Origin of the sequence: Rhizobium sp. 25PS6 (assembly GCF_032464655.1) — a bacterium.
GTDB classification, from domain to species: Bacteria; Pseudomonadota; Alphaproteobacteria; order Rhizobiales; family Rhizobiaceae; genus Rhizobium; species Rhizobium laguerreae.
In genome coordinates this window covers 43314-63375 of sequence record NZ_JAWDIV010000001.1, presented here as the reverse complement: position 1 = coordinate 63375, position 20062 = coordinate 43314, and the positions used below count along the sequence as shown (strand labels likewise).

General features: G+C 60.4%; 16 protein-coding genes and 1 pseudogene. 14 read left to right on the top strand and 3 right to left on the bottom strand.

Annotation, left to right across the window (positions count from 1 at the left end):
* The first annotated feature begins 6 nt into the window (after window positions 1-6).
* Both RWK44_RS00285 and RWK44_RS00280 read left to right on the top strand, forming a co-directional pair.
* Window positions 7-3999, top strand: a complete 3993-nt coding sequence (locus RWK44_RS00285; protein WP_168255537.1) for a non-ribosomal peptide synthetase — start codon at window positions 7-9, stop codon at window positions 3997-3999.
* Window positions 3996-5348 carry a lysine N(6)-hydroxylase/L-ornithine N(5)-oxygenase family protein gene (locus RWK44_RS00280; RefSeq protein ID WP_131641047.1) on the top strand — a complete coding sequence of 451 codons (1353 nt, stop codon included), beginning with the start codon at window positions 3996-3998 and terminating at the stop codon, window positions 5346-5348. Before RWK44_RS00285 ends, RWK44_RS00280 begins: the two co-directional genes overlap by 4 nt.
* Here the strand turns inward: RWK44_RS00280 and RWK44_RS00275 are convergent.
* The gene (locus tag RWK44_RS00275; RefSeq protein ID WP_316028163.1) at window positions 5321-6040 is read right to left on the bottom strand and encodes a 4'-phosphopantetheinyl transferase family protein; all 720 of its coding nucleotides are present in this window, start codon (window positions 6038-6040) and stop codon (window positions 5321-5323) included. The two genes, RWK44_RS00280 and RWK44_RS00275, sit on opposite strands and share 28 nt — an antisense overlap.
* A 172-nt stretch (window positions 6041-6212) precedes the next feature.
* Here RWK44_RS00275 and RWK44_RS00270 point away from each other — a divergent pair.
* Window positions 6213-6527: pseudogene (locus RWK44_RS00270) on the top strand (methyl-accepting chemotaxis protein); the annotation flags it as partial.
* A gap of 164 nt (window positions 6528-6691) precedes the next feature.
* Here RWK44_RS00270 and RWK44_RS00265 read toward each other — a convergent pair.
* A complete protein-coding gene (locus tag RWK44_RS00265; RefSeq protein ID WP_168272008.1) occupies window positions 6692-7564 on the bottom strand; it encodes a helix-turn-helix domain-containing protein in 873 nt (290 codons plus the stop codon).
* Between the two features lie 99 nt (window positions 7565-7663).
* Here RWK44_RS00265 and RWK44_RS00260 point away from each other — a divergent pair, with 99 nt between their 5' ends.
* The 9 genes from RWK44_RS00260 to hpaI all read left to right on the top strand — a co-directional run bounded on the left by RWK44_RS00260 (window position 7664) and on the right by hpaI (window position 16882).
* Window positions 7664-9226 carry a 4-hydroxyphenylacetate 3-hydroxylase N-terminal domain-containing protein gene (locus RWK44_RS00260; protein ID WP_168281347.1) on the top strand — a complete coding sequence of 521 codons (1563 nt, stop codon included), beginning with the start codon at window positions 7664-7666 and terminating at the stop codon, window positions 9224-9226.
* Between the two features lie 10 nt (window positions 9227-9236).
* On the top strand, window positions 9237-9749 hold the full coding sequence (locus tag RWK44_RS00255) for a flavin reductase (RefSeq protein ID WP_168271970.1): 513 nt from the start codon (window positions 9237-9239) through the stop codon (window positions 9747-9749).
* Between the two features lie 107 nt (window positions 9750-9856).
* Window positions 9857-10243, top strand: a complete 387-nt coding sequence (locus RWK44_RS00250) for a 5-carboxymethyl-2-hydroxymuconate Delta-isomerase (protein WP_168271971.1) — start codon at window positions 9857-9859, stop codon at window positions 10241-10243.
* A gap of 48 nt (window positions 10244-10291) precedes the next feature.
* A complete protein-coding gene (gene hpaE, locus RWK44_RS00245) occupies window positions 10292-11809 on the top strand; it encodes a 5-carboxymethyl-2-hydroxymuconate semialdehyde dehydrogenase (protein ID WP_168281349.1) in 1518 nt (505 codons plus the stop codon).
* A gap of 65 nt (window positions 11810-11874) precedes the next feature.
* Entirely contained in the window at window positions 11875-12855 is a 981-nt protein-coding gene (gene hpaD / locus RWK44_RS00240; protein WP_168271973.1) for a 3,4-dihydroxyphenylacetate 2,3-dioxygenase, read from the top strand.
* 61 nt (window positions 12856-12916) lie between these two features.
* Window positions 12917-14371, top strand: coding sequence for an NADP-dependent succinate-semialdehyde dehydrogenase (gene gabD / locus RWK44_RS00235; RefSeq protein WP_222010819.1), 1455 nt, complete (start codon window positions 12917-12919; stop codon window positions 14369-14371).
* Window positions 14372-14388: 17 nt separating this feature from the next.
* Window positions 14389-15258, top strand: coding sequence for a fumarylacetoacetate hydrolase family protein (locus RWK44_RS00230; protein WP_168281353.1), 870 nt, complete (start codon window positions 14389-14391; stop codon window positions 15256-15258).
* 2 nt (window positions 15259-15260) lie between these two features.
* Window positions 15261-16064, top strand: coding sequence for a 2-oxo-hept-4-ene-1,7-dioate hydratase (gene hpaH, locus RWK44_RS00225; RefSeq protein WP_222060913.1), 804 nt, complete (start codon window positions 15261-15263; stop codon window positions 16062-16064).
* 11 nt (window positions 16065-16075) lie between these two features.
* Window positions 16076-16882: a 4-hydroxy-2-oxoheptanedioate aldolase gene (hpaI, locus tag RWK44_RS00220; RefSeq protein WP_168281357.1), complete on the top strand. Its 807-nt coding sequence runs from the start codon at window positions 16076-16078 to the stop codon at window positions 16880-16882.
* Window position 16883: 1 nt separating this feature from the next.
* Here hpaI and hpaR read toward each other — a convergent pair whose 3' ends face one another.
* On the bottom strand, window positions 16884-17351 hold the full coding sequence (hpaR, locus tag RWK44_RS00215) for a homoprotocatechuate degradation operon regulator HpaR (protein ID WP_246621832.1): 468 nt from the start codon (window positions 17349-17351) through the stop codon (window positions 16884-16886).
* A 208-nt stretch (window positions 17352-17559) separates the two neighbouring features.
* Between hpaR and RWK44_RS00210 the strand changes: the two genes are divergently transcribed.
* Window positions 17560-18516 carry a helix-turn-helix domain-containing protein gene (locus RWK44_RS00210; protein WP_246621818.1) on the top strand — a complete coding sequence of 319 codons (957 nt, stop codon included), beginning with the start codon at window positions 17560-17562 and terminating at the stop codon, window positions 18514-18516.
* Window positions 18517-18617: 101 nt separating this feature from the next.
* On the top strand, window positions 18618-20024 hold the full coding sequence (locus RWK44_RS00205) for an aldehyde dehydrogenase family protein (protein WP_164566211.1): 1407 nt from the start codon (window positions 18618-18620) through the stop codon (window positions 20022-20024).
* Window positions 20025-20062: the final 38 nt, after the last annotated feature.

Below are 20062 nucleotides of genomic sequence, written 5' to 3'. Positions count from 1 at the left end.
GCACGGATGAACAAACAGATCACAAACTTCGCAGATGCCTACCCGACCGATGTCGCGGCGGACGCAGTCTTCGAGAGCTTCCCGCTGACGATCGCGCAGAAGCGTATCTGGTCGCTGGAGCAGATCGGCAATGACACGGTGTTTCCCGACCAGGTCATTTCGCTGCGATTGAGCCCGGCGGTCGACGTCAAGACCATTGCCGGCGCCTGCCGGACGCTCGTGGCGCAACATCCGTCGCTTGCCACCCGCTTCCGCCGGCTGGCGGGCGGCCGCGTCGAGCAATACTGCGGCGCATTGACCGCAGTACCGATCGAAATTGTCGGCGAAGGCGCTGCTCTTGCGGAGGCCGACGCGTTGGCCGCCCAGAAAGCCTTCCGCGACAGGCGCTTCGATCTCCTCAACGGCCCGCCGGCGCGTGTTCAGATTGTCTTGCTTGCTGATGGCCAGTCGCTTCTGACGATCGTGCTTCATCCTGTGATCTCGGACGATCGCGAGAAGTCGCTTCTTGCGGGCTCCCTGACGCGAATTCTCGACGGCGCACCCGCCGGCGACACACAGCCGGCCGAAATCTCGGCCGGAACGCGGGAGGCTGAATGGCTGCAGGCGGAGCAGGCGCAGGAATCGCTCTCCTATTGGCGGAACACGATCGGTCTCGACTATTCGGCATCGACCTTTCCAACCCGCTTCAACAGCGGCGGGCTGGCAGGTGTGGCGCGCGCGCAGCATCGATTTTCGATCGAGCCCGATCTCTGGGCAAAGATCGGTCGGCATGCGCAGCAAAAGAGATATCAGGTCGAGCGCGTGCTTCATGCCGCTTTTTGCGCGCTGCTGGCACGTTACAGCGGCAATTATGCTTTGCTGACCGGGCTCCTGGTCGCGCGGCCGGAGAAGGAACACCTTGCGAACCGCGGCCGTGCCGAACAGGTCCTTCCCCTCATCCTGTCGCTGACATCAAGAAGCTCTCTCGACGATGTCATCGCAGCGATCTCATCGGCAACGGAGGAGGGGTTTGCCCGGCTCGTTCCGCTGGAGCGCATCACCCAGGAACTGGTCGTCGACGAAGCCGCTGCCCAGGAAGCCGTGGTCAAGGCCCTGTTCGAATTCCGGGAGCCGTATTCGGTCCCCAGGCACGCAACCAATCTGGAGCCGCTGGGGGCGCGCGCCGACAGCGAGTTATCCCTGGTGATCGAGGCGTGCCTGGATGGCGCCGCATACGGGCTGATCGATTATGCACGGGATCTCTATGACAGCGCCCTGATTGCCCGTGTCTCCCGGCATTTCACCCTTGTGCTCGAACAATTCGTCGCACAGCCGAATGTGCGGATCAGGGACATCGAACTCGTGGGGAGCGATGAGCTCAACCAGCTGTCGGCACCCTACAAAGACGAGGTCGTCAACGACGACAGGCCGGTCCACGAGCTGATATCGGTCCATTCGCGCCAGACGCCGGAGAAGACGGCGATCGTCTACGGTGACGAGGAATGGAGCCATGGCTGGCTGGAAGCCAGCACCAACCGCCTCGCACATCGGCTGCGGCATCTGGGTGTTCGCGCCGAGGTGACGGTCGCCATCTTCATCAAGCGATCGCCGGAGGCCATCGTCGCAATCCTCGCGACGCTGAAGGCGGGCGGCGCCTATATCCCGGTCGAGCCCGACCATCCACCGGTCCGCAACCATCACATTCTGCGCGACGGCGGCGTCAAGATCGTTCTGACCCACAGCTGGCTTCGCCATCGGCTGCCGGAAGAGCTCGACACCATTATCCTCGAACTCGACAAGATCGATCTCGAGGGCGAGCCGGATACGCCGCTTGATATTCCGATCCACAAGGATCAGCTCGCCTATGTCATGTACACCTCCGGATCGACCGGATTGCCGAAGGGCGTGGCCGTCGAGCACGGGCCGCTGACACACCATCTGCAAAACACCTCGCGTGTCTACGGCATGAGCTCCGAATCCCGCGAGCTGCCGTTCCTGCCTTTCAGTTCGGATGGCGGCCATGAGCGGTGGATGAACCCGCTGATGGAGGGCGGCAGTATCATTCTTCCCGACCAGCCGCTCTGGACACCGGAAGAAACATTGACCGCCATGCGCAAGCACGGTGCCAACAATGCCAGCATTCCCACAACCTATCTGCAGCAACTGGCGGAATGGGCTGACATAACAGACGGCGCGCCGCCGATGCGGCTTTACTCCTTCGGCGGCGAGGGGCTGGCGCAACCGACCTTCGATCTTCTGTCGCGGGTGCTGAAATCGGAATGGCTGATCAACGGCTACGGGCCGACCGAAACCATCATGACGCCGATGGTCTGGAAGGTGAGGGCCGGAACGAAGTTCCAGGGTGTCTATGCTCCGCTCGGTCGCGCTGTCGGGTTAAGGCGCGTCTATGTGCTCGACCCCGATCTCAATCCGTGCCCGATCGGCGTGACCGGCGAGCTCTATATCGGCGGCGAAGGCATCGCGCGCGGCTATCTCGGCAAGCCGGACACGACGGCCGATCGCTTCATTCCCGATCCGTTCTCGAGCGATGGCGGCCGGCTTTATCGCTCCGGCGACCTGACGCGTTGGCGTGATGACGGAACCGTCGAATTCGTCGGCCGTGTCGACCATCAGGTGAAGCTTCGCGGCTACCGGATCGAGCTCGGCGAGATCGAAGCGGCTCTGCTCCAGCAGCCCGGCGTCGGCGAAGCCCTGGTCGTCCTGCGCGATAACGATGCCGGCGGCGACAAGGCGCTCGTTGCCTATGTCGTTCCCAAGAAAGACGAGAGGTTGGACGTCGAGACGATCCGCGCCGGCCTCGAGCGCAGCCTGCCATCCTACATGGTGCCGGCGACCGTGATCGAACTGGAGAAAATGCCGACCAATCCGAACAGCAAGCTCGATCGATTTGCGCTGCCAGCGCCACAACCGGTCAAACGCACAATCGTCGAGCCGACGACCGCGCTCGAAGAGGAGGTGCTGGATGTCTGGCGGCAGGTTCTCAAGCTGGAAGCAATCAGCGTCGAGGATAATTTCTTCGCGATCGGCGGCAATTCGCTCGGCGCGATCCGCATCCTTTCGCTGCTGCGGCAGCGCCGGCCGAAAATTCGGCTCATTGTCGCCGATATCTTCAACAACCCGACCATACGCTCGTTTGCCGGGGTGATGGAGCAGGGGGACCAACGGGATCTGTCGGAGGTGATCGTGCTGCGCGCTTCCGGCGCCAAGCCGCGGCTTTATTGCTTCCCGGGCTTGCTCGTCAGCACCCGCGAATATGTCAAACTCGTCGACTATCTCGGGGCAGATCAGCCGGCGACCGGCTTCATTTGCCACTCGCTTTCCGAGAAGAAGGAGGTTGGCGCTCCGATCGAAGAGATCATCGAGAGCTATGTCGACCATATCAGGACACATAGTCAGGGAGCACCCTGCTATTTCCTCGGCTGGTCCTGGGGCGGTCTGCTGGCCTACGAGGCTGCCCGCACCCTCGGCAACGAGGTCGACGTCAGGATGATGGCGATGGTCGACGTTTGCGATCTCGGATCGGAATTCGCGATCGGCGCAAAGCCGAAGTTCAGGCCGGGCGAGCGCCATGCGCTCCATCGAGACGTACAGGCATGGCTTGGAAAAACGGCGATGCGCCCCGAATGGGACCGGCTGCTGTCAACGATGGACGCGGATACTTACGATCAATTCCTGCGCTTCGTCGGCGACGAGAAGGACCCGCTTCCGAACGACGGGCCTGATATCAGCAGCCGGGAGCATACGTTCTGGGTGCTGATCGACAATGCCCTGATTTTCCGCAAGCACCGGCTGGTTCCTCACGATGTGCCGATCTATCCCTGGGCTGCCGACGACAGCCTCAATCGCGGCCTCAACCTGATCGACTGGCGCCGCCTGTCGCCGCGGGCACGTGCGGCCGAAATCATCACCGGCACCAACCATCTGCACATGATCGGGTCTCCCGCCTTCCACTCAAGGCTCGCCCTGCGTCTCAAGGAAACAGAGAAGGATATCGCATGACCGTCGCTTTTGCCCGCAAGGATGCCGAACCGCTGGATATTGCCGGGATCGGCATCGGCCCCTCCAATCTGAGCCTCGCCTGCCTGTTCGAGTCGGTGCCCGAGATCAGAAGCCGTTTCTTCGAGCGACGAGACTCGTTCGACTGGCATCCGGGCATGATGATGCCCGGCGTCGAGCTGCAATCGTCCTTTCTGAAAGACCTCGTCACTCCGGTCCTGCCGACCAGCCGCTGGTCATTTGTCTCCTATCTGGTTGCCCATAAGAGGCTCTACGCCTTCCTGAACGCCAATTATGACGCCGTTCCCCGGCAGGAGTTCGCGCGCTATCTCGCTTGGGTCGCTAACGGCGTGGACGGCCTGCGCTTTGGAACGGAGATCCGCAACGTCGAGCACCGCGACGACCGCTTCTTCCTGCGGTTCGACAATGGGCAGGAAGAGGCGCGAAACCTGGTGATCGGCACGGGGTCTTCACCCTTCGTGCCCGACTGGGCAAAACCGTTTCTAGGCGCCGACTGCTTTCATAACAGCGTGGCCAAGTCGCGTCTCAGCGATCTCGGCGCCGCCCGCATCGTCGTGGTCGGCGGCGGTCAAAGCGGCGGCGAGGTCGTCGAAGCCTTGCTTGCCGATCCCGGTTCCATGAAGGAGCTGACATGGATCAGCCGGCGTCATAATTTCGAGCCGATCAACGATACACCGTTTTCAAACCAGGTCTTCTCACCGGAATACGTGCAGGCCTATCTGAAGCTTAGCGGCGAGCAGAAGCAGGCCGCGTTGAGGAACTCGATCCTGACCAGCGACGGCTTGTCGATTTCGACGATTCATTCGATCTATCGCCGCCTTTATGCGTTGCGTTATCTCGAACCGAGCACGCTCAATGCATCTCTGGCGCCAAATCGCGATGTGATCCAGATGGAGCGGAACGGCAATGCCTATCGGCTCATCGTCAGGAACCAATTCGACGGTGGGATCGAGGTGCTTCATGCGGATGCGGTGGTTCTGGCAACCGGCTACCGGTTCCGATTGCCGGATGCTCTCGGCTCGCTGGGCGACAGGATAACGCTCGATAGAAATGGTTATCCGCTTCTCAATGACGACTACACGATGCAGTGGACGGGTCCGAGGGCCAACCGGCTGTTTGCGCAGAACGCGGGGCGGTACTCGCACGGTATCGCCGACTCGCAGCTGAGCCTCATGGCTTGGCGCAGCGCAACCATCGTCAATACGCTTCTCGGCCGGCAGCATTTCGATGCGGAACCCGACAACGGGCAACTCGCCTGGGCGACGGAGATCGCTTCCGCAATGCCTCATCAGCTCCGAACCGGCTATTCGGACGGCATGCTGTCGTCCTGAAACAGGCGTGTCGAAATGCCGGGAAACCCGGATTGAGAGCAAACAGCCAGCGCAACGACGTGCTGGCTGCCACTTTCGACCAGACGGTGATGCCATTGCCGGTCACGATCGCCGCCATCGACCATGACGGGGATGCTATCCTTCCAGGAAAAGGCGACGTTGCGGGGATCCTCGCGCAGCCCGACGCCGAGTGCCTTCAAATGGCTCTCCTTGAGCGTCCAGAGTGCGACAGCCGCGCGCGTGCGTTCGCGCGCAGGCAATTCCATAAGCCAGCGCCGTTCATCTGCACTGCAATAGCTATCCACTGCGGCCTCTTCGATCTCGGTATCGGCGCGTTCGCAGTCTATTCCCAGGTGGTCACATCCTGAAGCGACAGCGACCGCCACAAGCCCATCGGCATTGGCGAGGCTGAATTGCAGCCTCTCATCACCCTCAAGCCTCAGCTTGCCGTGCTTGTCCGGAGACAATACGAGCTTGCTCGGCGATGTCCCGGTATGCACGTTCAACAGACGCCGCAAGAGATACCGGCCGGCAATGAACGTGGCCCGATCTCGTTCGAAACGGTAGGTCGCGGCGCGCTCCCGTTCATCCGGTGAAAGCGACTGCATCCAGCGATTGCAGTCGCTTTCGTGCGTGGAATACTGCCAGAGCGCGATTTCAATGCCGGCAGGTTGGTTATCAGGTTGGTGCATTTCGCTCGCCGTGGCTGCTATCTCCCTGAATTTTCATGAGCTCTGGGTCGTAACGCGTTTAATTGATCGCGGAAGCATCGGTCAACTCCGAAGATCTTCGAGAGTGAAGCGGGAACATTGTTTAATTAATACTAAATTATTGAATCCGGTGCGAGATCTTGCATCAGCCGACTCATCAGCTGATGTGGAAAATGGCGTGAAACTGGTTCTTGAAACCGGAACATCGCTCAAGTCGATCGGTGAGTACGTTGTCCAGATCAACCAACTGATGGATGCGATTGCCACATCGGCGCGCGAGCAGTCGACTGGACTTGGCGAGATCAACACGGCCGTCAATCAAATGGACCAGGCGATCCAGCAAAATGCAGCGATGGTCGAGCAGTCGACAGCTGCCGTTGCCTCATTGTCCTCCGAGGCGGGCCGCCTGCGGGATCTGGTCAATCAGTTTCAATTGGACGACGAGAAAAGCACGGCGGACGTGCAGCGCATCATGAAGACTGCTGTCATCGGTGAAGGCGACGCGGGAGGATTGTTTATAATCGTGCTTTGCTCAACATGGCACGGCATGCTGCGATCGCTTTCTCCAGAGTGGCGGCCTGCCGTTCCGTCCGTCCCGGCGGCACAAAGGAAATGCAGCGCCACGCTGCGGTGTTATGGCTCCCCGCCGACCTGCCGCCGGCGCCAAGCCGCAGGTGCCTCTCCTGCACGGTTGCGGAAAAATCGGGAAAAATAAGCCGGATCCTCGAACCCAATTTCCCGGCCGACATCCTCGACAGAGCGGATTGTAAACTTCAGCAATCGCTTGGCCTCCAGTAGGCGTCGATCGAGCAGCAGATCCTTGACCGATTGGCCGAACACCTCGCGCGCGGCCTTGTCAAGCAGATGGGGTGTGGTCGCCAGATAATCGACATAGCGGCTGACCGGCCAGTCCTCTTTGTAATGATTGTCGATGGCTCGCCGAAGCGCAATGCCGAGAGCGCCCGCTGGTGATGTCATCTGGACATCTCTCGCCCCAGCAAGACGGGCCAACATCGACAGGGCAACCGAGACAAGACCGACGACAACCTTGTCCTCCTTACCGCCGCTGCCCCGATATTCGTCGGCAATCATTTCAAGCGTCGCCCCGAGCCGTGACCAGCCCGGATCGTGCGCCTCGCCAATGAGCAGTATTGGTGTGTCAAGATCGAGTGCCACCTGTGGATCTATCGCACCCAGTAAATCGTCAGATACCGACACAACGATCGCATCGGATTGCTCGCCGACATCGAAAGCATGAACCACGTTGCTCGGCACGAAGCTGATCGTTGGAGCCGAAAAATTCCAAGTCTGGTCGTCGATGCGATAGACGCCGCCGCCTCGAAACCAATAGGTGATTTGCCCCATGGAGGAATGCTTATGCGGCGCAACATGGCCGAAATGCACGCTTCTGCGCGCCATAACGGTCTCAACATGGAGGAACCCAACATCGAGTGAACGGCTCGGCTCGCCATAGACGAAGAATGAGGGAATATCGTTTTTTGCCATCGTACCGGAAAAAGTACCAGCGAATTGCCTGCTTTGTCCATGGCTCGAAATCACGCGCGGTCTTACCTTCCTGTCACAATCTCAAGGGAGGAACACGGGATGCGACCTGAAGATCACCGGGCAGACAAGACCCGCCCGTTCACCGGCGCCGAATATCTGGCGAGCCTGCGCGACGGCCGCGAGGTCTATATCAATGGCGAACGTATCGCCGACGTCACCACGCACCCGTCGATGCGCAACTCCGCCCGGTCGATTGCCCGGATGTACGACGCGCTTCACGACGAGAAGACCAAAGCGCGCCTGACGTCGCCGACCGATACCGGATCCGGCGGATACACCCACAAGTTCTTCCGCGTTGCCAAATCGTCGGAAGACCTTGTGGCACAGCAGGGTGCGATCGCCGACTGGGCACGCATGTCCTATGGCTGGATGGGCCGCACGGCCGACTACAAGGCCGCATTGATGAACACGCTCGGCGCCAATGCCGACTGGTATGGCCCGTTCAAGGACAATGCCCTTGCCTGGCACAAGCGCGCCCAGGAAGCAGCACTGTTCATGAACCACGCGATCGTCAATCCGCCGATCGACCGGCATAAGCCGGCCGACGCGGTGAAGGACGTGTTTGTCCACATCACCAAGGAAACCGACGCCGGCATCTATGTGTCTGGGGCCAAGGTCGTCGCGACCTCTTCGGCCCTGACGCACTACAACTTCCTCGCCCAGAGCTCGGCAACCATAACCGAGGACCCTTCGCTGTCCGTCATGTTCATCGTTCCGATGAATGCGCCCGGCATCAAGATGTTCTGCCGCGTCTCCTACGAACAGACGGCCAATGCGGAAGGCCAACCCTTCGATTATCCGCTCTCCTCGCGCTTCGACGAGAACGACGCCATCCTGGTGCTCGACAATGTGTTCGTGCCGTGGGAGGACGTTCTGGTGATCCGGGATGCGGCGAAGATCCTGTCCTTCCATCCGGCCTCGGGCTTCATGCACGGCTACTGCTTCCAGGGCTGCACGCGTCTTGCCGTGAAAATGGACTTTCTCGCAGGTCTCCTCGCCAAGGCGCTCCGGGCGACAGGCGGCGATGCCTTCCGCGGCAACCAGGCCATGCTGGGCGAAGTGATCGCCATCCGCCACCAGTTCTGGGCTTTTTCCAATGCCATGGCGCACAATCCCATTCCTTGGGCGAACGGCGCCGTGCTGCCGAACCTGGAGGCCGCGCTCTGCTACCGGACCTTCATGTCCGAAGCCTATCCCAAGGTCATCGACATCGTCCGGCGTACTGTGGCGTCCGGCCTCATCTACCTGCCGTCCTCGGCCAAGGATTTCCAGAACCCGGAGATCAATCGTTATCTCGCGCAGTATGTCCGAGGTTCCAACGATATGTCTCATATCGAGCGCATCAAGATCATGAAACTGCTCTGGGATGCGACGGGAACGGAATTCGGTGGGCGCCATGCTCTTTACGAGCTGAACTACGCGGGGGCGCCGGAAGAGGTTCGCTTGCAGGTCCTCAAAGGCGCCGAACGTGGCGGCCGCTTGAAGGAGATGGAGGCGCTGGTCGATCAGTGTATGTCAGATTATGACGAAAACGGCTGGACCGGCGACACCTGGCTGCCGCCGCTCAACGATATCCGTCCACTGCGCGATGCGGCCGAGTGAGGGTGGTATGATGGCCGCTTCTGTCTCGAAGACCGAATTTCGCAATGCGATGGCGAGGGTATGCGCTCCCGTCAATGTCATCACCACCAACGGATCCGCCGGCCGCGGCGGGTTCACGGCGACAGCCATGTGCTCGGTCACGGACGAGCCCCCAACCTTGCTTGTCTGCATGAACAGCCGATCAGCCCAGACGGGTATCTTTGTTGAAAACCGTCGGTTCTGCGTCAACGTCCTGACGCCGGAACACAAGGATCTGGCCAGCTATTTTGCCGGACAGCAAAGCGACATGGATGCGCGCTATGCAGCCGCCGACTGGATTAACCTGTTGTCCGGGAACCAGGCTCTCGCCAACTCGATCGTCTCCTTCGACTGCCGCCTGATCGAGGCGCGGCCGGTCGGGACGCACAACATTCTGATCGGAGAGGTCGTCGAAATCCGCTCGCGCAAGGACGGGCACGCGCTTCTGTATTTCGACCGTAACTATGTGCATGTGCCGACACAGACCGGCAGCTTCGGCGGTTGATTCCAGGCAGCCGCTCATGCCGGGAACCTTCAAAGGGATTTCAAAATCTCCCTTGACATGCGACTAAATAATTAACATGTTAAATATATCGGCATTTGGGAGGACACATGCCACATTTGACCGTCGAATATTCGGCCAACCTGGAAGGTCGCGCCGATATGGGAGCCCTTTGCGGCACCTTGCTTGAAACGGTTCTGGAAACGGGCCTGTTTGAAATCGGAGCCGTCCGTGTGCGGGCGCTGAAAGCTGATCACTACGCCGTCGCCGACCGACTTGCCGAAAACAGCTTCATCGACCTCAATTTCCGTGTCGGCGCGGGCCGCAGCGCAGAAGAGAAGAAGCGTACGGGCGACGCTTTGTTTGCCGCGGCAAGCGCCGCCCTGGCCCAGCTCTTTGACACCCCCCACTTCGCGCTGTCGCTGGAAATCCGGGAGATCGACGCGGAGTTGAGCTGGAAGAATAACGCCATCCATCCGCGCCTGCGCGGCAAATAACCCCAGACTGCCGCTGGTATCGCGAGCGGTTGAGCCAAGGATCATTCCATGTCCATACTTGAGGAAAACATCACCAAGGCGCAAGCCTATCTCGCCCGGTTCAGGGACAACGGCGTCTTGAATCGCATTGGAGGCGAGGACGTCGCTGCAGCCGACGGTTCGACGTTTGAAACGATTTCGCCGGTCGATCTGAAGCCGCTTGCCAACATCGCTCGTGGCAAGGCGGAAGATATAGACCGCGCGGCGAAGGCTGCCAAGGCTGCGTTCCCGGCCTGGGCCGCCATGGATGGCACAGCCCGCAAGAAGCTGCTGCACAAAATCGCCGATGCCATCGTGGCGCGGGCTGAGGAAATTGCCTTTGTCGAGTGCATGGACACCGGACAATCGTTGAAGTTCATGGCCAAGGCTGCCTTGCGCGGCGCTGAGAATTTCCGTTTCTTTGCCGACCGTGCGCCGGAAGCTCGTGACGGCAAATCCTTGCGCGCCGATGGCCAGGTGAACATCACAACGCGCAACCCGATCGGTCCGGTAGGCGTCATAACACCGTGGAATACACCGTTCATGCTGTCCACCTGGAAGATCGCGCCGGCGCTCGCGAGCGGTTGCACGATCGTCCATAAGCCGGCCGAATTTTCGCCGCTGACTGCTCGCCTGCTGGTCGAAATCGCAGAAGATGCCGGGCTGCCCAAGGGTGTATGGAACCTCGTCAACGGATTGGGTGAAGATGCTGGCAAGGCTTTGACCGAACATCCGCTGATCAAGGCCATCGGCTTCGTCGGCGAAAGCCGCACCGGCTCCATGATCATGAAACAGGGCGCCGACACCTTGAAACGGGTCCATTTCGAACTCGGCGGAAAAAATCCCGTCATCGTCTTTGCCGACGCCGATCTCGAACGCGCTGCCGATGCGGCCGTATTCATGATCTACTCGCTGAACGGCGAACGCTGCACCTCGTCCTCGCGACTGCTGGTCGAAGAGAGCGTCTATGACACGTTCACCACGATGGTCGCCGAGAAAGCCACGCGCATCAAGGTCGGCCATCCGCTCGATCCGGAAACGGTGATCGGCCCACTGATCCATCCGGTGCATGAGACGAAGGTTCTCGAATATATCGGCGTCGGCAAGGCCGAAGGCGCAACCGTTGCAGCTGGCGGGGCGAAATTCGATGGACCGGGCGGTGGCTGCTATGTCTCGCCGACGCTTTTCACCGGTGCCCACAACCAGATGCGCATCGCGCAGGAAGAGATTTTTGGACCGGTGCTCACGGCGATACCGTTCAGGGATGAAGCCGAGGCCCTCGCGTTTGCCAACGACGTCCAATACGGCCTGACGGGCTACCTATGGACGTCGGATCTCACCCGCGCCTTCCGCTTCACTGACCATCTTGAGGCGGGCATGATCTGGGTGAATTCGGAAAATGTGCGACATCTGCCCACGCCCTTCGGCGGCGTCAAGAATTCCGGCATCGGCCGCGACGGCGGCGACTGGTCCTTTGATTTCTACATGGAAACGAAGAACGTCGCCTTCGCCACGAAGCCCCACGCCATCCAGAAGCTGGGTGGCTGATTTTCAGAAAACCAACGAACACGAGTGCCTGTTTCATGGAGTGAGACAGGCCGGAGGAGGACCCAATGGCACTGCCTGCACCCAATCTCTACCCGCCCTTCAACATCGTGCGCCTCAGCCATGTCGAATTCGGCGTCAAGGATCTCGAAAAGTCGCGCGCCTTCTATGTCGATACGCTCGGCCTGCAGGTGACGGACGAGACCGCCGACACGATTTATCTGCGGGCGATGGAAGAGCGCGGGCATCACTGCATCGTGTTGAAGAAATCCGATAAGTCGGAAGCGCGCGACCTGGGCTTCAAGGTCTATGACGAGGCAGAACTCGACAAGGCAGCGCATTTCTTCAAAGGCAAGGGCTTGCCGGTGGAATGGGTCGAGCGTCCCTACCAGTCGCGCACCTTCCGCACCCGCGACCCGCACGGAATTCCCCTCGAATTCTATTCCAGGATGGACCGCCTGCCGCCGATCCATCAGAAATACGCGCTCTACAGGGGCGTGAAGCCGCTGCGCATTGATCACTTCAACTGCTTCTCGCCCAATGTGGACGAGTCGGTCGCCTTCTACAACGAGATCGGCTTCCGGGTGACGGAATACACGGCGGACGAGGAAACAGGCCGCCTTTGGGCTGCCTGGACCCACCGAAAGGGCGGCGTGCATGACATCGCCTTTACCAACGGCACCGGCCCGCGCATGCATCACACCGCCTTCTGGGTTCCGACGCCCCTCAACATTATCGACCTGCTCGACCTGATGGCGACGACCGGTTGGGTTGCCAATATCGAGCGTGGCCCTGGCCGCCACGGTATTTCGAACGCCTTTTTTCTCTACATTCTCGATCCGGATGGTCATCGTATCGAGATTTACTGCTCGGACTACCAGACGGTCGATCCGGACCTCGAGCCGATCAAGTGGGACCTTAAGGATCCGCAGCGCCAGACGCTCTGGGGAGCGCCCGCGCCAAAATCCTGGTTCGAGCATGGCAGCGTTTTTGCCGATACGCCGGTACGCGATTCCGACCTCAAAGCCCAGCCGATCATCGCTCCTTAAACTTCCCAGACCTCCCCACCTGGCGGACCTTCGGGTCTGGCACAGCAAGCGAGAAGCGACCATGCAGCTCAAGGATCCGACGCTCTTTCGACAGGCCGTACTGGTCGGGACCCAATGGATCGAGGCCGATCCGGACAATGCCATTGAGGTTACGAATCCGGCAACAGGCCAAATCATCGGCCGCGTGCCGAAGCTCGGCGCGACGGAGACCCGTGACGCTATCGTCGTGGCCGAACGCGCGCAAAAAGAATGGGCTGCACGCACCGCCAAGGAGCGCTCGGCCATCCTGCGCAAATGGTTCGAGCTGATGATGGCGAACCAGGATGACCTCGGTTGCATCCTGACGCTTGAGCAGGGCAAACCGCTGGCCGAGGCCAAGGGTGAAATTGCCTATGGCGCAAGCTTCATCGAGTGGTTCGCGGAGGAAGCGCGTCGCGTCTACGGCGACATCATTCCCGGACACCAGATTGACAAGCGAATCCTAGTGCTCAAGCAGCCCATCGGCGTGGTGGCCGCTATCACACCCTGGAATTTCCCCAATGCCATGGTTACCCGCAAGACTGGCCCGGCACTGGCCGCAGGCTGTGCCGTGGTTCTGAAACCGGCGTCTCAGACCCCTTTTTCTGCCATTGCTCTGGCCGTCCTTGCCGAACGCGCCGGCCTGCCTCTCGGTCTGTTCAGCGTGCTCACCGGTTCAGCCCGCGAGATCGGCGGCGCACTGACAGAGAGCTCGATCGTCCGCAAGCTGACATTTACCGGTTCGACTGAGATCGGGGCCGAACTCTATCGCCAGTGCGCGCCGACCATCAAGAAGCTGGGCCTGGAGCTCGGCGGCAACGCGCCCTTCATCGTCTTTGACGATGCCGACCTCGATGCTGCCGTCGAAGGCGCCCTGATCGCCAAGTTTCGCAACAACGGCCAGACCTGCGTCTGCGCCAACCGGCTCTATGTCCAGGAGGGTGTCTATGACGCCTTTGCCGAGAAGCTGGCAACGGCCGTCGGCAAGCTGAAAACCGGCAACGGCCTGGATGAAGGCGTTATCCTCGGGCCGCTGATCGATGAAGCTGCCGTGGCTAAGGTCGAGGAGCATGTCTCCGACGCGCTGGCCAAAGGCGCGCGCCTGATCCAGGGCGGCAGGCGACACGAACTGGGCGGCACCTTCTTCGAAGCGACGGTGCTCGCCGATGTCACGCCAGACATGGTGGTGGCGCATGAAGAGACTTTTGGACCGCTTGCGCCTCTCTTCCGGTTCAAGGACGAGAATGATGTCATCGCGCAGGCCAATGACACCGAATTCGGCCTGGCATCCTATTTCTATGCAAAGGACCTCGCCCGCGTCTTCCGCGTCGCCGAGGCACTCGAATACGGCATGGTCGGCGTCAATACCGGTCTGATCTCGACCGCCGAGGCGCCTTTTGGCGGCGTGAAGCTTTCCGGCCTCGGACGCGAGGGGTCGAAATACGGTATCGAGGACTTCATCGAAATCAAATATGTTTGCCTCGGCGGCATCGCCTGAGGAGGCAAGGAGAAACCATGTCTCATCCCAAGTTCGTCAGCTTTTCCCGCAATGGCAGCACCGGTTATGGCCTTCTGATCGAGACAGGAGTTGTCGATCTCTCCGCTCGTCATGGATCGAAATGGCCGACCTTGCGGGAAGTTATCGAAGCAGGCGCACTCACCTTGCTGGCCGAAGACGCAAAGAGCCTTCCTGCCGATTTCCCGCTGTCCGAGGTCACTTACGAAATCCCGATTCCCCAGCCGGAAAAGCTGATCTGCGTCGGCGTGAACTTCCCGGACCGCAACGAGGAATACAAGGACGGCCAGTCGGCGCCCGCCAATCCGTCCTTGTTCATTCGCTTTCCGCGGTCCTTCACCGGCCATGACCAACCGTTGATCCGTCCACCGGAAAGCCCGCAGCTCGATTACGAAGGTGAGATCGTCATCGTTATCGGCAAGGGCGGCCGGCGCATTCCCGAAGCCCAGGCGCTCGATCACGTTGCAGCACTTTCTCTCTGCAATGAAGGCACGATCCGCGACTGGGTCCGTCACGCCAAGTTCAACGTGACTCAGGGCAAGAATTTTGACCGCACCGGCTCGATCGGCCCTTGGCTCGTGCCCTATGTCGACGAAAACCAACTGGCTGACATCGAGCTAAAAACCCGCGTCAATGGCGAGGTTCGCCAGTCGGATCGTACAAGCCGCATGATCTTCTCCTTCCGCAAGATCATTAACTACATCTCGACCTTCACCACGCTGGTGCCGGGCGATGTAATCGTCACGGGTACTCCGACCGGCGCCGGCGCGCGTTTCGATCCCCCAATCTGGCTGAAGCCCGGTGATGTCGTGGAAGTCGAAGCCGACGGCATCGGCATCTTACGCAACACGATCGCCGACGAGGTTTGAGCATGCTGACCAAAGACCAGATCGAGGAAGCCGCAACCCGTCTCGACGAGGCCGAGCGCACCCGCGTGCAGACCGGGCTCCTGTCCCTGCAATACCCGCAGATCGTTATGGACGATGCCTATGCGATCCAGGGCGCCTGGGTGCAAAGGAAGATCGCCGCGGGCCGCAAGGTGATCGGCTGGAAGATTGGACTGACCTCCAAGGCCATGCAATATGCGCTGAATATCAATATCCCGGATTCCGGTGTGCTCTTCGATGACATGGTTTTCGAGGATGGCGCGACCGTTTCCGAAGACCGTTTCATCCAGCCCCGCATCGAGGCCGAAATCGCCTTTGTGATGAAGGCGCCGCTGAAGGGGCCGGGCGTCACCGTCTTCGACGTGCTGAACGCCACCGACTATGTGACACCGGCGCTCGAAATTCTCGATACCCGCATCCTGCGCATCGACCCGGAAACGAAAAAGGCCCGCACGGTCCATGACACGATTTCCGACAATGCCGCCAATGCGGGCATTGTTACCGGCGGGCGCGCGGTGCGCCCGGACCAGATCGACATGCGCTGGATGGGTGCGATCGTCAGCCGCAACGCCGAGGTCGAGGAAACTGGACTTGGTGCTGGCGTGCTCAACCAACCAGCGCGCGGCATCGCCTGGCTTGCCAACCGGCTGGCGCAATACGGCGACGGCATCGAAGCGGGACAGATCGTGCTCGCCGGCTCCTTCATCCGGCCGATCGAAGCCCGGCATGGCGACACCATTGTCGGCGACTTCGGACCCTACGGCACCGTCAGCCTGTTCTTCGAATAAGGATCGCCATCATGCCTGCCCCCAAGAACACTTTCAAACAAGCGCTGCGGGAAGGCGCGCCCCAGATCGGTCTCTGGCAGGCGCTGGCCAATCCCTACACGGTCGAAATCTCCGCTGGAGCCGGCTATGACTGGCTTCTGCTCGACGCCGAGCACGCGCCCAATGACATCCCGCTTCTGGTGTCCCAGTTGCAGGCGATGAAGGGAAGCGGCAGTCATGCGATCATCCGCCCGCCGATCGGTGAGACCCATATCATCAAGCAGTTGCTCGATATCGGCGCGCAAACCCTGCTTGTGCCGATGGTCGACAGCAAGGAACTTGCAGACGCCATGGTGAAAGCCGTGCGCTATCCGCCGCACGGCGTGCGCGGCGTTGGCGCTGCCCTGGCGCGGGCCTCTGCGTTCAACCGTATTCCCGACTATCTGCAAACCGCCAATGACGAGATCTGCCTGCTATTGCAGATCGAAAGCCGGGCGGGTCTCGCGGCGCTGGACGCTATCACTTCCACCGAAGGCGTGGACGGCGTGTTCATCGGGCCCGCCGATCTCGCTGCCGATATGGGCTATCTCGGTAAGCCAGGCGCATCGGAGGTCCAGGCCGAGGTCGAACGCGCGCTTTTGCGAATCCAGAGCCATGGCAAGGCTGCGGGCATTCTCACTGGCGACCTTAATCTTGCCAAGCGTTATCTTGAACTGGGCGCGACCTTCGTTGCTATCGGCAACGATGTGACGCTGCTCGCCAATGCCACGACAAAGCTGCTTTCCGATTTTCGGGTTGCCACGACGGCCAAGGCGGTGGCGACTGCAAACACCTACTGACCTAAACGTCTTCGCCGCTTGGCTTGCCGTCAAGTTTCAGGGCGGCAAGGTCGTCAAGCATGTTGAGCAATTCTTCGACGCGGCTTGCACCGAAGCGGGCATCGATGTCCGCATAGACCCGACGGCTGTCCGGCATCACCTCGTCAATGATGGCTCTGCCGGGCGGCGCAAGCTTTAGAAGCACCCGCCGCCCATCCGCCTTGTCCTTGTGCTTGGTGATGAAATCACGCTCCTCGAGCGAGCGGATCATGCGGGTGAGGCTTGGGGCCAGAATGAAAGCCTTTTCCGCGACTTCGGTGGCATCCAGCGTTCCTGCCTCAGCCAGCGCGCGGATCACCCGCCACTGCTGCTCGGTCACGTTATGGGCCGCAAGGATTGGCCGAAAGTGGCTCATCACCGCTTCACGGGCGCGCAGGAGCCCAATCGCAAGCGAGCGCCGCTCGCGGGAAGCGGGGCCGGCAGAACCCATGCCACTTTCTCTATCGTCGATCGGTTCATTCTTCATGCTGGTTCTTTCTATCCGGTGTTTCGGCGCTTGTGCAATCGCGGGTATTCGCAGATCCTACGGGATCGAACCGCAATAAAGTTGACAAAGGTCACGAAGAGTATTTCCTTAACATAGAAACTATCTCGGCGGAGCCGGCGATTTTTCATTTAGTCTTTGGGAGGAGGCTAACATGCAGCAAATGGTGGAATTCGGAGCCCTGATCCCCAAGCAATGGCCAGTAACTCCCGTGGACGACTGGACTGATCAGCTGAAATCAATCTGCGGGAGCTTCAATTCGCGCCGCGTCGAATGCAAGGTCGTCACCGGCAGCGCTACGATCATGGACGCTGGCGGTCTGGAACTGGCACAGGTGGCCAACGATCTCGACATCATCCATCGCGACTTCATCGACATCAAGCGTGACTACGGCGAGAACCTGTTCCTGTTGTTGCAACTGGAGGGAACCTGCGGCATCGAGCAGCGGGGTCGCCAATCAATCATCGCGCCGGGCGACTGCATTCTGGTGGACAGCTCGGCACCCTCCATCTTTCATTTCGGCGGTCATTTTTCCAACCATCTGTCCGTCCACCTGCCGCGCCAGTTGATCGTCGCCGGCAAGGCCGCACAGGTGGAGATCTCGCGGCGGCTCGAAGCCGAAGACCCCATGTCGGCGATGTTGCGGGCGCTGGTCGCCAAGCTGATCCGCACCGATGCACAGGACAAGCGGGCACAGAATTTGAGAGAGTTGCTGTTCAGCGCCACGCGTCAGGCCTTTGCAATGGATGAGGACCCGGATCAGTCTTTTCCGGTTGATAGTCCAGGCGGGCGATTGGAAATCGTCCAGATTCTGATCGACCGGCACCTCACCGACGAACACCTGACGCCTCAGTGGCTGGCCGACAAGGTTGGCATCTCGTTGCGCACGCTGCAGGATGACTTCTCGGCACTCGGAACCACGGCGACATCTCTTATCCGCCTGCGGCGCCTGCACCTGGTTCACGAACAGCTGCTCCAGATGAAGAACGGACCGTCCGCGCCAACTATCGCCGAAGTTGCCTATTCCGCCGGCTTCAACGACATCTCCTATTTCAACCGCTGCTTCCGCAAAGCCTTCGACTGCTCGCCGAAAGACATCCTGCAGCACTAGAGTCGCGTTTTTGTCCTATTCAGACCGCGCCGGAGCCCAAGACAGCGAGGCGCACATGGAATTGAATGCCTCTCGAAACATTGCTTTGGGAGGAGTTCGACATGAAGCGCTATACGCTGCTCATCGGCGGTACCGCGGTGGAAACCGCACATCACGTAGACATTCGCAACCCATCCACCGGCGACATCGTCGGTGCCATGCCGATGGCGACCCAGGCCGACCTTAGTGCCGCAGTGGAAGCAGCCGGCCTGGCATTCGCGACGTGGAAGCTGAAATCCAGCACCGAGCTTGCCGATGCGTGCCGGGCCGTTGCTGCCAAGATCGAAGCCCATGCCGAGGAAATCGCGCAATTGCTGACCCTCGAGCAGGGCAAGCCGCTCAACGGTCTCGGTTCGCGTTTTGAAATCGGCGGCGCGCTCGCCTGGACCCGCCATACCGCGGAAATCGAACTTCCCATCGAGGTGCTTCAGGATGCGCCGGAGGGCCGCGTCGAACTGCATCGCAAGCCGATCGGCGTCGTCGCCTCGATCACGCCATGGAACTGGCCGGTGATGATCGCCTGCTGGCACATCATACCGGCGATCCGCACCGGCAACACCGTCATCATCAAACCATCACCGCTGACGCCGCTATCGACGATCCGACTCGTGGAGTTGATGAACGAGGTTCTGCCGCCCGGTGTTGTCAACGTCGTTACGGGCGAAAACGAGATCGCCGCCGCACTGACCGCCCATCCCGGCATCGCCAAGGTTACCTTCACCGGCTCCACTGCTACCGGCAAGAAAGTCATGGCCAGCGCCGTCGATACGCTGAAGCGTTTGACCCTGGAACTCGGTGGAAACGACGCCGGGATCGTCCTGCCCGATGCCGACCCGAAAGCAATCGCCGAGGGGCTATTCTGGGGTGCCTTCATCAACAACGGCCAGACCTGTGCCTGCCTGAAGCGCCTCTACGTTCATGACAGCATCTACGACGCTGTCTGCGAGCATCTCGCCGCCTACGCCGCCAACATCCCGGTCGGCGACGGCATGGAGGAAAGTTCGGTGCTGGGTCCGGTGCAGAACAGCATGCAGTACGAGATCGTCGCCTCCTTTGTCGAGGAGGCGAGAGCCAGAGGTGGGCGCATTCTGACCGGTGGCAATCCCAACGGCGGCCCCGGCTATTTCTATCCGGTGACGTTGGTTGCCGACATCGATCATGGTGCCAAGCTCGTCGATCTTGAGCAGTTCGGCCCGGCCCTTCCGATCATCCGCTACAGCGATGTCGAAGAGGCGATCAGAAAGGCCAACGACAATCCGGCCGGTCTCGGCGGCTCGGTATGGGGGGCGGATCTCGCCAGGGCGAAAGAGGTCGCAAGCCGTCTCGAATGCGGTTCGGTCTGGATCAACAAGCATGGTGCAATCCAGCCGAATGCTCCGTTCGGCGGGGTAAAGCAATCCGGTATCGGCGTCGAATTCGGTGCCGACGGATTGAAGGAATTCACCACTATCCAGACCGTCTTCTGCTGACGTGAAACACCCGGCACGCGCTGTTTTTCCTGCGCTGC